Source organism: Helicobacter marmotae, assembly GCF_003364255.1.
Taxonomy (GTDB): domain Bacteria; phylum Campylobacterota; class Campylobacteria; order Campylobacterales; family Helicobacteraceae; genus Helicobacter_C; species Helicobacter_C marmotae.
Map to the genome: position 1 here is coordinate 61,290 of NZ_NXLR01000005.1, position 14,231 is coordinate 75,520.

Below are 14,231 nucleotides of genomic sequence, written 5' to 3' on the forward strand. Positions count from 1 at the left end.
CCTTATCGTAAGCTGTAAATTTTGTGTCCATTAATATTGAGAGACCCGTCTTCATTCAAGGTAGTATTTTCTAAAGCAATTTGCTTTCCATCGAGGTGGAAAAAAAATGTGTTATTTTTGTTAAATTCTAACTTATAAATACTAAAAATCTGCTTCCATGAAACAAAATTGTTAAAGCTTTCAAAAAAATCTTCTAAAAACGCTCTAGCCTCTATTTTATGGCTTATGGGCTCTTCTAGCGTGGGGTATTTAGAGTGTTGTGGCGAGTGGAGATTAATACCTATGCCGCATATAAGGGTGTTATGTATTTTTTGAGTGAGAATACCCCCGATTTTACCCTCTCCTATATAAAGGTCATTTGGGTATTTGAGCCAAGTTTGAGAGCCAAGTGAGCGTAAAAACTCGCACATAATAACGCCAAAAAAGATTGAAGCTGATTGGATTTTGAGATCTTTAGGGAGTGAAGCAAGCGTTAGGGCAAAGGAAAAGGTCATAGCATTTGGTACTTCTTCCCAGCGGTTGCCTCTACTGCCTATGGCGTCGCTTTGGTGCCTCGCCCAAATGCAAAATGGAGGCATAAGGGTGTTTGATTTTATCATCTCTAGGGCATAAAGCTGTGTAGAGGGCAGCGAGCTAAACTCATATATATGGCTTTGAAGCAAGGATATATGTTCAAGCCATGTATGTTGTGCTAGCATAATATATCTCCCATTTTGAGATGTTTGCCGCGCAAATATGTGGCTGCTTCAAGCTTGTTTTTACCCTCTTGTTGGAGTGCGCCAATACGCAAGCTGCCTTGAGTGCAACCTACAATGATATATGGAGATTCTATTTGGAGTATTTCCCCCGCCTTATGCGATGAGCTGGATTCTATAAGGCTTACATCAAAGAGTTTGAGTGTGTAGCCATGAGTGCTTTTAATAAAAATATGAGGCCAAGTGCAATATGCCAAATATGCGCTATATATTTTAGAAGCGCAATCAAACTCTATGTAGCCATCAGATTTTTTAATCTTTGTGCAATAGCTCGCATCTGCGTCAATTTGCTTTATAGGCTCTATGGATTGAAAATGTGCTATAACATATAGGGCAAGTTTAGCCCCCAGAGAAGCTAGCTCTAGTGAGAGTTTGTTTATATCTTGCTGTGTATTTTCTATGTATGAAAGCCCTAGAATCTCCCCACTATCGAGCCTTTCATTCATAAGCATAGCACTTATGCCAAAGTAGGGTTCTTTGCTCATTATCATTTGTTGTAATGGGCTAGCCCCGCGCCATTTAGGCAAAATGGAGGCGTGAATATTAATGCAAGGAGCGATTTTAAGAAATGCCGTAGGGAGGATTTGACCATAGGCAACTACAATAATCATATCAGGCTTTAATGCCCGAATATGTGCGATAAAAGGCTCATCAATGTGTGATGGTTGCAAAATAGGTATACCGATATGTCCTAAAGATTCTTTAGTATGAGGGGGCTTTAACTCGCCTTTGCGCCCAAATGGCTTATCTGGTTGGCATATAAGGGCAAGTATCTCATGCTCCTTGCTTAAATGACTAAAAATATGCGTAGCAAATGCAGGTGTCCCAGCACAAATAAGTCTCATATAGATATTCCTAAAGTTTCAGCTAGCCCTTGAGATTGCTTAGGGCAAAAAAGTGTGCCAGAAGTATGTTTGCGATGTAAGAGTAAATCTCGCAGTACATTAAGCTTGCGCCCATGGCTTAAAAACATCATACATTGACGTTGAAGTAAGAAGTCTGCGGCTAAAAGTTTAGTAACAATCCCCCCTGTAGCAAAGCCATCATTAGGTGAATGCCCCTCTTCTAGGGCGTCTTGGGGTATGCTATGTACTATGGGGAGGATTTTTGCGTCAGTGTATTGATGTGGATTTTTATCAAAATATCCATCAATATCACTGAGTATCACAAGCAGTTTCGCCCCAAAGTAATATGCCACATACGCCCCTAGCCTGTCATTATCGCCAAAGACTAGCTCATCTGTGGCAATCGTGTCATTTTCATTAATGATAGGAAGTACATTATGTTTCAAGAGTGTATCTATGGTGTTTTGAGCATAGCTTGTGTGCTTGCGGGAGTCAAAATCGCGCCATATAAAGAGAAGCTGGGCTATGCAGATATTATATTCCTTAAAGGCTTGGCGATAAGATTCCATAAGTAAGGGTTGTCCTATGCTTGCTAGGGCTTGCTTATTTTGCAAAATATTTTTATCAAGCTGCAATGCCGTATAACCACTTGCTACCGCGCCAGAGCTTACTAAAATCACATCATAGTTTTGCTTGATTTCAGCAATAAGCTGTGCTAGGGCTTGTATTTGTATGGTATCAATGACTTTGCCATTGCATAAGTTAGAAGTTCCAACCTTTAAGACAACTCGCGGTTTGTGCATATACTCCCTTTCATTTAAGACATTTTTGTCTCTATGTAATGCTTATAAACAAATTCTATACCTTTTTTGAGTGAGATTTTTGGTTTCCAGCCTAAAGCGTTGATTTTACGTGAATCCATGAGCTTTTGATATGTCCCATCTGGCTTAGAAGTATCAAAGATAAGCTCCCCACTAAAGCCTACAATATCCTTTATAAGCAAGGCAAGTTCAGCGATACTTATATCACTTCCATAGCCGACATTAAGGTGCGTATTACGAATGGGGGTAAGATTTGAAGCAAGCTGTGCAAAAGAGATATTTTGCATAGCAAATACACAAGCCTCCGCCATATCATCTACATGCAAAAATTCTCTACGAGGTTTCCCACTCCCCCAAATGCCCACGCTCTCTGCACTTATGCCATAGCTTTGAAGATAAGATTGTAATGCCTCTCCTTTTAAGCCTATATCGCGCTCTATATGCTCTATTTGCCCAAGTGATAAAAGCTTTGCTAAGTGAATCTTGCGTAATAATGCCGGGAGTACATGGGAAGTTTGCAGGTCGAAATTATCATTATTGCCATATAAATTCGTAGGCATAATGGAGATAAAATCTTTGCCATATTGTAAAGCAAAGCTTTCACACATCTTCAGTCCAGCGATTTTAGCAATAGCATATGGTTCATTTGTGTATTCTAGCTCACTGCCAAGAAGTGCGCTCTCTTGTATGGGTTGGGGTGCGTTTTTTGGATAGATACAAGAGCTCCCAAGGAAAAGGAGCTTTTTTACCCCATATTTATAGGCATTAAAGATAATGTGATTTTGAATACTGAGATTCTCATAAATAAAATCTGCCCTATAGGTATTATTTGCCCCAATGCCCCCCACTTTCGCCGCAGCGAGAAAGACATATTCCGGGCGATAAGACCTAAAAAATGCCTCTACATCATCACTTTTGAGTAAATCAAGCTCTTTGCGTGTTTTGGTGATAAGCCCTGTGTAGCCTTGAGATTGTAATAATGCGAGTATGCTTGAGCCTACAAGCCCATTATGCCCTGCAATGTAGATTTTAGAATCTTTGTGCATTTTTGCTCCTTTAAGCGTACAAAAGCCCTGATTCAAGGCTTTGTATGTGCTATCTATGAAGTTGTGATTCGCTTACAATATCCATTTTTTATAAATATTCTAAGGATGGAAAATCTGCTATGAATCGCTGATGGACATAAAAATATTATTTATTAAAAATTTTGATGTTTTAAATATCATAGAATTAATATTTATATGAAAATATTGTGTTATCATTGAATGGTAATATTAAAATTTCATTTGGTGGAGAGTAAAATGCCCATAGTGCTAGTGCTGTGTTTATTATGTGGCGTGGTATATGCGAAACATACGCTTATTATGGCTGTATCAGAAAATATTGGGGTTATGAATCCTCAAGGCTATCAAGGGAATGCGATGTTTGCCCAAAATAGCATTTATGAGGGGCTAGTAAGCGTAGATAAGCAGGGCAAGATTATCCCCTGCCTTGCCTTATCTTGGGAGATAAGTAAAGATGGCTTGGAGTATATCTTTACTTTGCGTGAGGGTGTGAAGTTTGCTAATGGAGAGGATTTTAATGCCGATGCGGTGGTGCTTAATTTCCAATCTGTGCTAAAAAACAAGGCAAGGCATTCTTGGAGTGGGTTAGTTATGGCTCTCTCATCGATTGAAAAAATCAATCCCTACAAGGTTTCACTCAAGCTTAAAAAACCTTATAGCCCGACTTTAAATGAGCTCTCAACTCCTCGCCCTTTTAGATTCTTAGCCCCAAGTGCTATGCCAGAAGATTTAGATTTAATCAAGCATAATCCTAAGCCCATTGGCACAGGTGCGTATATGCTTACTCAAAGCGTGCAAGGCGTGAGTGATACATTAGTTAAGAATCCGCTTTATTGGAATAAGGATACATATAAGGGCATATATTATGATGAAGTGATTTTAAAGGTTATTTTTGACCCAAGTAGCAAACTTGCTGCCTTGCGAAGTGGGCAAATTGATTTAATTTATGGATACGACCAGATTCCTTTAGAGATTTTTAAAAGTATGCAAAAAAGCACACAATTTAATACCTATCTTAGCCCGCCAATACGCACTCTAAACCTTGTGATTAATTCTTCTTCTCCGCTTTTTAGGCTTGAAGATGCAAAATCAAGCCAGACTTTACGCAAGGCTTTGGGATATGCTATTAATAAAGATAAGCTTAATCAAGCCGTTTATGGGGAGATTCAGGGGGCTGCAGATTGTATTTTTGGGCACACTCAAAGTTGTAAAAGCCTAGATTCGAGCCAAAAGCAAGAAGCTCTCACATTTTTATCTTCTTTATCTGCAAGTAATCATTCTCCCTTAAGTGGAAAAAGTATCGAGATTCTCTTTCGTGGGGATAATCCAGCGTATAAAATGATGGCTGAAATTATTCAAAGTGATTTAAAAAAGCAGGGTATAAAAGCGCATTTAAGCGCAAGCGAGCCTACGATATATGCTAATCGCCTGCTTAATGGGCATTTTGATATGGCTTTCCATGAGACTTGGGGTGCGCCATATGAGCCTTTAAGCGTGCTTTATTCTATGCTTATTCCTAGCCATATTGACTTTGCCGCTCAATCTGGCTTAGAGACAAAGCCCCTTATTGATGAGAATATTAGAAAACTTATTGCCCTCTCTCCATCTTCGCAAGCTTTTGAGGCATTGCTTACTCACATCATCTCTACTTTAGAGCAAAGCGGTGTATATGTGCCCCTTAGCTATCAGAGAAACAAAGCCATAGCCCATAAAAAGCTTAAGGGCATTACTATGGGTGTGCTTGGCTATGAAGTGCCTTTTTGGGAATTTTATGAGGAATGAATGAGGGCAAGGAATTATGAAGCGCTTTATTTTGTATAGAATCTTGTCTATTATCCCCATTATCTTGCTTACATCATTTGGGGTGTTTTGTTTATTACGTTTGGGCGGGAGCGATCCGGTTATGGCATATATCATACACTCCCAGCTTCCAGCTACTCCAGAGCTTATAGCTGAGATAAGAGCAAGCTTTGGGCTAGATAAGCCTATTTTGAGTCAATACTTCTTGTGGCTTTATAATGCTTTGAGTCTTGATTTTGGTGTATCGTATATGAGTGGGAGGAGTGTAAGTGAAGATTTTGCACAATTTTTGCCAAACACACTTTTACTTGTGCTATGTGGGTTTGTGCTCACACTTTTATGCGCTTTGCCTCTAGGGGTTTTAAGCATGCATTATCATAATAGATTCCCTGATTTTATCATTCGCCTTTTTTGCTTTGTGGGCGTGAGTATGCCTAATTTTTGGTTTGCATTTTTGCTTATGCTGCTTTTTAGTATTTATCTTGGGTGGCTTCCTGCCGTGGGGATTGATGGCGTGCGAAGCTTTATTTTGCCAAGTCTTAGCATAGCCCTTATGTCTATTTGTATCTTAGCGCGGCTTATTGCTACCAATATGCTTCAAGTCCAAAGCCAAAGGCATGTCATTTATGCCAAAATGCGCGGTGTAAGCGGTGCTAGGCTGTATTTCTACCATATTTTTTATAATGCCTTTTTGCCTATTCTTACGGCAATGGGTATGCACATAGGCGAGCTTATCGGCGGGGCTTTGATTATTGAGAGTGTATTTAGTATGCCCGGCATCGGGCTTTATAGCATTCAAGGCATTGCTAATCACGACTACCCCGTGATTGAATGCTTTATCCTTAGCCTAAGCGTTGGCTTTGTGCTTTGTAATGTCATCGTAGATATACTTTATGCACTCTTTGACCCACGTATGCGTAAATCTATGGATACGCGTAGTAAGGATTATGTATGAGGCAAATGAGTTGGTGGGGTAAATGTGCCCTTGTTGGTATGGCTTGTATTGCCATTTTGGCACTTTTTGCCCCCTTGATTGCTCCTTTTGAGCCAGATATGCAGGATTTGGATCATATTTTAGCCCCTATGAGTGCTACACATTGGTGTGGGAGTGATTATTTAGGGCGAGATATATTCTCAAGACTGCTTTATGGGGCAAGGCTTTCACTTGGCTGTGCGGTAGTAATCTTAGCGTGTATTGTGGCTTTAGGCATAGGTATAGGGGGGTTATGTGGATTTATTGGCGGGCGGCTTGATGCGCTGTGTATGCGCCTTTGTGATATATTTATGAGTGTGCCTACAATTGCCTTGTCTTTATTTTTAGTGGGCGTTTTGGGCGCAGGGCTAGAAAATGTGATGATTGCCATTATATGCACGCATTGGGCGTGGTATGCAAGAATTGTGCGCAGTATTGTTTTTAGTTTAAAAAACAAAGAATATGTTTTGCTCTCTTTTACTTTTGGTTTGAGTGCGACTCAGAGGTTTAAAAGGCATCTTCTTAAGCCTATTTTAGCCCAATGTGCGGTGCTTACAAGTATGGATATGGGGCATATTATGCTTCATATTGCAGGATTATCATTCTTAGGGCTTGGTGTGCAGCCTCCTACACCGGAGTGGGGCATTATGTTAAGCGAGGCAAAGGAATATATCTGGGATTATCCTATGCTGATTATTTACCCCGGGTTGGCTTTGTTTGTGAGTGTGGCATTATGCAATATCATAGGAGAAAGTCTAAGAGATAGCTTTGATGTCCGCTATAGCTTTAATGATATGGCTATAAATCTTAAAAGCCCCTCTATGGCTTATAAAACTCATAGTGCCCAAAAGCTAGAAATGAAGCATTTGCGCATTCACTCTCCACAAAAGCAGCAAAAGCATAGAGTAGAGATTGAATCTTTAGCCATACAAAGAGGGGAGTGCAGTGCATTATTGGGTAAAAGTGGCAGTGGCAAGTCTCTCACCGCACTTGCCTTGCAAGGCTTTGTCCCATCTAATCTCAAGCAAAGCAGCATAGAGCTTACACTTGATGATATGCCCTTTAACCCCATTAAGGCTAGAGGGGTGGTTTTTGCTTGTATTATGCAATCCCCGCGCACTTGCTTTAACCCGCTTCTTAGCATAGCATTTCATTTTAAAGAAACGCTTTATGCACTACATCTCCCATATGATAAAGCCTTTATCAAGCAATGTTTGCAAAAAGCAGGCTTAGGGGAGGAAGTGCTAGATATGTATTGCTTTGAGCTTAGCGGAGGTATGTTGCAAAGGGTAATGATAGCCCTAGCTTTACTTACGCAAGCTCCTTTTATTATTGCTGATGAGCCAACAAGTGATTTAGATAAACCCATTGCACGTGAGATTCTCCAAACGCTTCAAACACTAAGAGAGGAAAATCAATTAGGCATTTTGCTAATTAGCCATGATTTAAGCCTTGTAGCCAAGTATGCGAGGCGTATTTTCATTATGGAGGAGGGTAAGATTATAGAATCTGCCCTTTTATCTCATGGAGTAGTGCAAGTTAGCTCAAATCAAGCCCAAAGTGCTACCTTGAAGCATTTAGAGCAAATTTATACCCATTTATACAAAGAGAAATGATGTTAGAGCTTAGAGATGTTTCATATACTTATACTTCCTATCGTGTGTTCGCTCGCCATACAAGGCATATCTTAAGGGATATTTCTCTTAAACTTGACTTTAATGATACTCTAGCGATTATGGGGCGGAGTGGCTGTGGTAAAAGCACTTTAGCAAAGATTGCCTGCGGGCTTTTAACTCCAAATGTGAGAAAAGATAGCACTCAAGTGCTCTTTTGCTCTAAGCCACTTTTGCTGCGCTCTTTGGCTCAAAGGAGGGCATTTTATGCGCAAGTGCAGATTCTCTTCCAAGATTGTATAGGCTCGCTTAATCCTACTTTGAGTTGTGTTGAAAATTGCCTTGAGCCTCTTATGTATCTTAAAGGCATACATAAAGAGCAGGGCATAGAGCAGCTTAGGGTATTGGCTAAAGATTTAGGTTTAAGTGATGATATACTCTTTAGGCAAGTGGGGGGCATTTCTGGAGGGGAAGCACAGAGAATCTGCCTTTTACGTGCTTTAAGCATTGAGCCAAAGCTTTTGATACTTGATGAGAGTACTTCTGGGCTTGATTATGAATTAGCAATGATGATTATTGCATACCTCAAGCAATGGCGTCTTGCAACGGGGGCTAGTATTTTGCTCATTACTCATGATGATGAGGTGGCATATAGGCTTTGTGATCGCGTGCGTATCATCAATAGTCAAGGTATGCTTGAGCCATAATTAAGGCACTTCAAAAATATAATCTCTAAGGGGCAATTTTAAGGGGTTTGCATTCCCTCGCGTGGCGTCTTGTAGCGTTTGAGATTTGGCAAAGCATATTTTTAGCAGCGGTTTAAGTGCAATATAGGGCAAACTTAGCTCTTTACTTATATATATAAGCTTGTAGCGCTCGCTTAATGCTTTATACGCTTCTCTTGGTTCTATAGCCGTGCTATTATGCAAGATAATTATATCTTTACTTTGAGGTTGGGTGATTTTATCACTATTAAATATGCTTAAGCGAGCATTAGCATTATACCCCCATAATCGCTCCTTTTCCCACAGAGTAGGGGAGTTGGGGGATTGTGTGCGGACATCAAAATTATGCACATTATAGAGCTGCTCTAAATATCTTGCAAAATATATGTAATACCAAGCATTATATATCTCCCCCCTGCCATTCCCATAAAAATACAGCACGAGCTTTTCTTCTTTACGTGCAAGATTAGCGATGAAGTTTAGGGCGTTGTGGAATTTCACTCCCTCCACCTTTAGCCATACAAATTGATAGATTCCACTAGGTAAGCTATTAAGGCAAATAAGCACGCCACAGAGCATACAGAGGGATTTAAAGATACATTTTTGTATGTATTGCAACGTGCATAAAAAGTAGAGCATAGCCCCTAAGCTTACAAAATACACAGGGATAAGATAATAACTCTCAAAGAGATTAAGCTTAATAAATGCACATACATATAAAAACCCTCCTAAAAGCAAGCTATCCCAAAAGATATGTTCCACTTCTTTGCAGAAGAGGATTCTGTAAGCTCTATAAACAAGCAAGATAGGGAGCAAAAGGAGCAAGGGACTATCATTTAAGATGAAATTAAAAATACCTTTAAGTGTATAGAGCAGGGATTCATAAGGGCTAAGAAAAATCTCACGTGCATAAGTGCGCTCTACATTTGGCATAATAAGCCATATATAAAGCCCTAAAAAGAGCACCGCACTTAAAGCACAAGCCACATAATACCATATAACTTTATAGCCCCTTTTGTATTGAAAAATAGCCATAATAAGCCCAAAAGTGCCTATGATTAAAAATGTAGGCTCTTTGTAATAAAGTGCGATATTTGCGCTCACAAGCCCAAGGATAGCACTTAGGAGGCTTGTATGTTTATAAAAATAAAGGCTTGATAGCATAAAAATAAGCAAAAAAAGCACTTGTAGCCGTTCAGGGTAGCAAATCCCTAGCATAATCGTTACAAATCCGGGGTGAAGCATAAGGCAGAATATAATGCCTATACGCCAAGGGCGTTTAAGGGGAATAATAACACTAAAGCATATCCATAGCAAAATCGCTATACTAAAGCAAATAAGGGCATTAAAGGTGAAAAATATATATGGACTTTGGCTAAAGTGAGCAATGATATTTAAATCCATTGAAGCAAGAGGGAAAAACCTCCCACTACTAGGGTTGTAACCATTGAAAATAGGGTGTTGGTGATAAATCTCAAGCCACATCCAAATATCATCAAGATTGAAAGTATAGCGCGAGAAGCAAATCACGCTCGCACAATAAGCAAGTAATAATACAAGAAAGAGACCAAAGCCTCTTTTATCTATCCCCCCCCCCCGTTAGCTTATAGTCTTTATACATAAGAGCCTCCTTGATATTTGAAAGTAGCCGGGATTGTAGCGTTTTGTGCCTTTATGGGTGCTTATGGGGGTTATCCCGGGAGCTCCGCTTATTTTATACATTTGCAACGCTCCTAAAAGCTATTAATATGGCAATGTGGCTTACGCAAAAAAGGAGTGAGTTTGTTATATCCTAACTAAGCACACGCAAAGCTAAAGAATTTAATCTAGACTTGCTAAGATTCTTTAAATTACTTTACTTAGCGCTTCCCTTAAGCATTAAACTCACAATCTCTATAAGTTATCGTGCGAAGCTTACAGCCCGCATCTCGCGTATTACACTCACTTTAATTTCACCCGGATATTGCAAGCGAGATTCTATTTCTTTGGCAATATCATGGGATAAAACTATACTTTGCTCATCGCTTACTAACTCTGCACGCACAAGCACGCGCACCTCACGCCCAGCATTAATAGCATAAGCTTGCTTCACGCCAAATTTATCCATAGCGATACGTTCAATATCTTGTACTCTTTTTAAGAAATTCTCCAATGCCTCTCGCCTAGCTCCCGGACGAGCAGCAGAGAGTGCATCTGCAGCACATACCGCAGCACATTCAATGCTCTGTATCTCTTCATAGCCATGATGAGCCTTAATGGCATTAATCACCACGGGGTGTTCTTTATGACGTGTGCAAATTTCCACGCCTAAATCCACATGGCTACCACCTAGCTCTTGAGTTAAGGCTTTGCCAATATCATGCAAAATCCCCGCCCTTCGTGCGAGCTTCTCATCTCCACCAAGCTCCCCTGCAATGGTCGCTGCGAGCTTTGCTACTTCTATAGAATGCCCGAGCGCATTCTGCCCAAATGACGCACGATAGCGCATTTTACCAAGGAGATATGTAAGCTCTGGGTGCATATAGCCAAGCTCCAAATCAAGGGCGATATTTTCACCATCTTGGCGCATTTGCTCATCCATTTCATTCTGTACACGTTCATACATCTCTTCAATACGTGCAGGCTGAATGCGCCCATCTTCTACAAGATTCTCAATCGTTTTGGTGGCAATCGCACGGCGATAGAGATTAAAGCTACTTAGAATAATGCTACCGGGTGTGTCATCAATAATCACATCAACCCCACTTATAGACTCTAATGTCTTAATATTGCGCCCTTCCTTGCCTATAATCCTCCCCTTTAGCTCATCACTAGGCAAATGCACGACATTGACTAAGCGCTCTGTGGCAAACTCTCCTGCATAGCGCGTAGTGGCTTGTGCAAGAATGTAGTTTGCTCTCCTTTTTGCTTCAAGCTGAGCTTCTCTCTCATAACGTCGGATAAGCAAAGCCTTCTTTTCGCCAAGTTCTTCTTCAAGGTGAGAGAGGAGGATATTGCTCGCTTCCTCTTTACTCATCTGCATATATTTTGAGAGGACATTGAGCATTTCTTTTTTGGTTTTGAGATTCTCATTTTTAAGCTTATCAAGCTCTGATTGGGAACGTAAAACCCTCCCTTTAAGCTCTGCTACCTCTTGCCTTTCTTTATCAATCTGTGCTTTTTGGTGATTTATCTGCTGGAGCTTTGCATGCTCATCTTTTTCAAGTTTGGTTACTTTGGCTTCAAATGCTTTTGCTAGCTTAAGTTGCTCTTCTTCATAAGATTGCTTGAGGGCAAGCTCATCTTCTTTGAGTTTAAGCTGCTGCTCTTTTAAAAACTTTTTTGCCTCATACTCAATGGCTTTAGCCTTGGCTTTTGCTTGCTCGATAATCACATGAGAGTGAGAGTAGAATATTCTCTTACTGATAAGATATACACTCACCCCGACCAATAACCCAAAGATTATACTTCCTATCACATACCATATTTCCATTGTGCTTCCTTATACATAAAGCCGATGGAGTAAAAAATACATCCCCTCTCACATCATAATCTTGCGTGATTCCTACTGGTGTAAAATTTGGACTTTGTGCCACAAAAATAATGTGGGCTTTATGCTTAAGAGTAGGCATAAACCTATCATACATACCCCTCCCAAAACCTATACGCCTAAAATGCTTATCAATGCCCAAAACGGGGACAATTACCACATCAACTTTTATTAATTTAAATTGAGAATTATTTGCTTCATAAATGCCATATGTATTTTTACACAATGGCAGACGTAATGGTATCATTTTAAAGCTACTCTCTTGTATAAAAGGTATAAAAATATTGCACTTTTTTTTACGAAGTGTAGCAATGAGTGGTCGAATATCCACCTCATTGCCAAAGGGCATATACATAAGCACATTTTTATACTTCTTCTCTAGGAGATATTTTAATAAAGCCTGATTTAGCACCTTTGCTCCATAGCGCCTGTATTTAAAGCAATATTCTAAACGTCCCTTAGCATGGGCTCTAAAATGTTGTTTGGTAATTGTTTATCCTTTTTTTAGATATAATCTTAGCATAAAGCACATATTGCATAGAGGAGAGATGGCATGGCGGGGTTTCAAAAAATATGGCAGGGAATCTGTGGGGGAGTTATTATATGTGTAGCATGTATGGTTTTGTTTGCATGCAGTGATGAGACTGATAGGGATAAAGATGTCTTTGACTTTAAAGGAGGCAGCACAGATAAGATTCTCAACATTGAGGTGATAAATACGCAAAATGAATCGCTTAGCTTTAAAACAAACCAAGCCCAAAGTATTTTCCAAAATGACGCACAACGTCCTACCTTGCTCTTTTTTATCTCTCAAAATTGCCAAGAATGCCAAGATGAGCTCTTGCATATCCTTGATTTGTATAATAAATACCAAGAGTTTATCTCCATTATTGCCATTAGCCCTAAAGAGGAGCTTGCTGCTTTACAGGGAGAAATTGATGTTATTAATCCCAGATTCAAACTCTATGCCCCAACCGATGGGAAAAGTCTTTTGAACTTTCTTAATAAAGATGATAAGCAAAGCTATATCGCCCTTTATGACAAGCAAGGAGAGAAGGTTATCGACTATGTAGGGCTTGTGCCTGAAGAAATGGTCGAGCTTGATATTCGCTATCAAATCCAAGACCAGCTTGATGCAAAAGCACAATATGAGCTCCAAACGCTCTCCCCAGAAGAGCAAGAGCTCCTTGAAAATCCACCTTCACAAGAGGCACAATGATTTCTAGCATTAAAAAAAGCTTACAAAAAACTACCCAAAATCTCGCCTCACTTATCGGCTCTAAAAAAGACAAATGCACAAAAGATGAGTTAGAGGAGATTCTCATAGAATGCGATGTGAGCTATGATTTTATAGAATTGCTCCTTGAAGAACTCCCTCCTTATATTTCCTATCAGATTCTGCACAAAAAGCTTTTAGAAAAGCTTGATTTGCATTCACTTAAATATGTAGATTTTACTCATATTAAGCCCCTTGTAACGCTCATTGTAGGCGTTAATGGCGCGGGGAAAACAACAACCATTGCCAAATTAGCCAAAAGGGCACAACAAGAGGGTAAAAAGGTTATGCTCGGAGCGGGCGATACCTTTCGTGCAGCGGCGATTGAGCAGCTTAAACTCTGGGGGGAGAAGCTCCAAATCCCTGTTATTAGCACACAACATGGGCATGACCCAAGTGCGGTAGCCTTTGATAGCATTAATGCGGCTAAAGCAAGAGGGATAGATGAGCTCTATATAGATACAGCAGGCAGACTTCATAATCACACAAACCTTAACAACGAGCTTTTAAAAATTGTGCGAGTAAGCCAAAAGGCGTTAGGGGACTTGCCTTTGCGCACTTACCTTGTGCTTGATGGCACTCAAGGTAGCCAAGCGCTCAATCAAGCACGTACTTTTTGTCAGCATATAGACTTTAGCGGGATTATCATTACCAAACTTGATGGCACCAGCAAAGGTGGGGCGATATTTAGCATTATTAATGAGCTTAAAATCCCCATTTGCTTTATAGGCTCAGGAGAGGGCGCAGATGATCTCAATGTATTTGATATACAATCTTACATACAAACCATCCTTGATTGTATCTTTACAACACACTCATAACCGAAAGGA

The 14,231-nt window shown here is 40.0% G+C and carries 13 protein-coding genes; 6 read left to right on the forward strand and 7 right to left on the reverse strand.

Features of this window, described 5'->3' with window-relative positions; genetic code table 11:
• Positions 1–2 precede the first annotated feature (2 nt).
• Genes CQA63_RS04160 through CQA63_RS04175 form a run of 4 tightly spaced genes read right to left on the reverse strand, consistent with a single transcriptional unit; the run spans position 3 to position 3,467 of the window.
• Positions 3–698: a biotin--[acetyl-CoA-carboxylase] ligase gene (locus CQA63_RS04160; RefSeq protein ID WP_104699863.1), complete on the reverse strand. Its 696-nt coding sequence runs from the start codon at positions 696–698 to the stop codon at positions 3–5.
• Positions 692–1,600 (reverse strand): methionyl-tRNA formyltransferase, encoded by a 909-nt coding sequence (locus CQA63_RS04165; RefSeq protein WP_104699862.1) that lies wholly within the window; start codon positions 1,598–1,600, stop codon positions 692–694. Before CQA63_RS04165 ends, CQA63_RS04160 begins: the two co-directional genes overlap by 7 nt.
• Positions 1,597–2,403: a glutamate 5-kinase gene (proB, locus tag CQA63_RS04170; protein WP_104699861.1), complete on the reverse strand. Its 807-nt coding sequence runs from the start codon at positions 2,401–2,403 to the stop codon at positions 1,597–1,599. Before proB ends, CQA63_RS04165 begins: the two co-directional genes overlap by 4 nt.
• Positions 2,404–2,417: 14 nt before the next feature.
• Positions 2,418–3,467, reverse strand: a complete 1,050-nt coding sequence (locus CQA63_RS04175) for a GDP-L-fucose synthase family protein (protein WP_104699860.1) — start codon at positions 3,465–3,467, stop codon at positions 2,418–2,420.
• Between the two features lie 219 nt (positions 3,468–3,686).
• On the opposite strand from CQA63_RS04175, the gene CQA63_RS04180 reads away from it, so the two are divergent.
• Genes CQA63_RS04180 through CQA63_RS04195 form a run of 4 tightly spaced genes read left to right on the forward strand, consistent with a single transcriptional unit; the run spans position 3,687 to position 8,578 of the window.
• Positions 3,687–5,267 carry a nickel ABC transporter substrate-binding protein gene (locus CQA63_RS04180; RefSeq protein WP_244916272.1) on the forward strand — a complete coding sequence of 527 codons (1,581 nt, stop codon included), beginning with the start codon at positions 3,687–3,689 and terminating at the stop codon, positions 5,265–5,267.
• A 16-nt stretch (positions 5,268–5,283) separates the two neighbouring features.
• On the forward strand, positions 5,284–6,240 hold the full coding sequence (locus CQA63_RS04185) for an ABC transporter permease subunit (protein WP_170128363.1): 957 nt from the start codon (positions 5,284–5,286) through the stop codon (positions 6,238–6,240).
• A complete protein-coding gene (nikC, locus tag CQA63_RS04190) occupies positions 6,237–7,874 on the forward strand; it encodes a nickel ABC transporter permease subunit NikC (protein ID WP_104699858.1) in 1,638 nt (545 codons plus the stop codon). Before CQA63_RS04185 ends, nikC begins: the two co-directional genes overlap by 4 nt.
• Complete coding sequence (locus CQA63_RS04195; RefSeq protein WP_233706602.1) at positions 7,871–8,578, forward strand: ABC transporter ATP-binding protein; 708 nt, start codon at positions 7,871–7,873, stop codon at positions 8,576–8,578. The genes nikC and CQA63_RS04195 overlap by 4 nt, the downstream gene beginning before the upstream one ends.
• Here the strand turns inward: CQA63_RS04195 and CQA63_RS04200 are convergent, their stop codons facing one another.
• The 3 genes from CQA63_RS04200 to CQA63_RS04210 form a co-directional block, all read right to left on the reverse strand.
• Positions 8,579–10,126 carry a hypothetical protein gene (locus tag CQA63_RS04200; protein WP_147288719.1) on the reverse strand — a complete coding sequence of 516 codons (1,548 nt, stop codon included), beginning with the start codon at positions 10,124–10,126 and terminating at the stop codon, positions 8,579–8,581.
• Between the two features lie 370 nt (positions 10,127–10,496).
• Positions 10,497–12,053: a ribonuclease Y gene (gene rny, locus CQA63_RS04205; protein WP_411710157.1), complete on the reverse strand. Its 1,557-nt coding sequence runs from the start codon at positions 12,051–12,053 to the stop codon at positions 10,497–10,499.
• Positions 11,995–12,615 carry a 5-formyltetrahydrofolate cyclo-ligase gene (locus CQA63_RS04210; RefSeq protein ID WP_104699854.1) on the reverse strand — a complete coding sequence of 207 codons (621 nt, stop codon included), beginning with the start codon at positions 12,613–12,615 and terminating at the stop codon, positions 11,995–11,997. The genes rny and CQA63_RS04210 overlap by 59 nt, the downstream gene beginning before the upstream one ends.
• 63 nt (positions 12,616–12,678) lie before the next feature.
• On the opposite strand from CQA63_RS04210, the gene CQA63_RS04215 reads away from it, so the two are divergent.
• Both CQA63_RS04215 and ftsY read left to right on the forward strand, forming a co-directional pair.
• Positions 12,679–13,344: a TlpA family protein disulfide reductase gene (locus tag CQA63_RS04215; protein ID WP_104699853.1), complete on the forward strand. Its 666-nt coding sequence runs from the start codon at positions 12,679–12,681 to the stop codon at positions 13,342–13,344.
• The gene (ftsY, locus tag CQA63_RS04220; RefSeq protein WP_104699852.1) at positions 13,341–14,222 is read left to right on the forward strand and encodes a signal recognition particle-docking protein FtsY; all 882 of its coding nucleotides are present in this window, start codon (positions 13,341–13,343) and stop codon (positions 14,220–14,222) included. The genes CQA63_RS04215 and ftsY overlap by 4 nt, the downstream gene beginning before the upstream one ends.
• Positions 14,223–14,231: the final 9 nt, after the last annotated feature.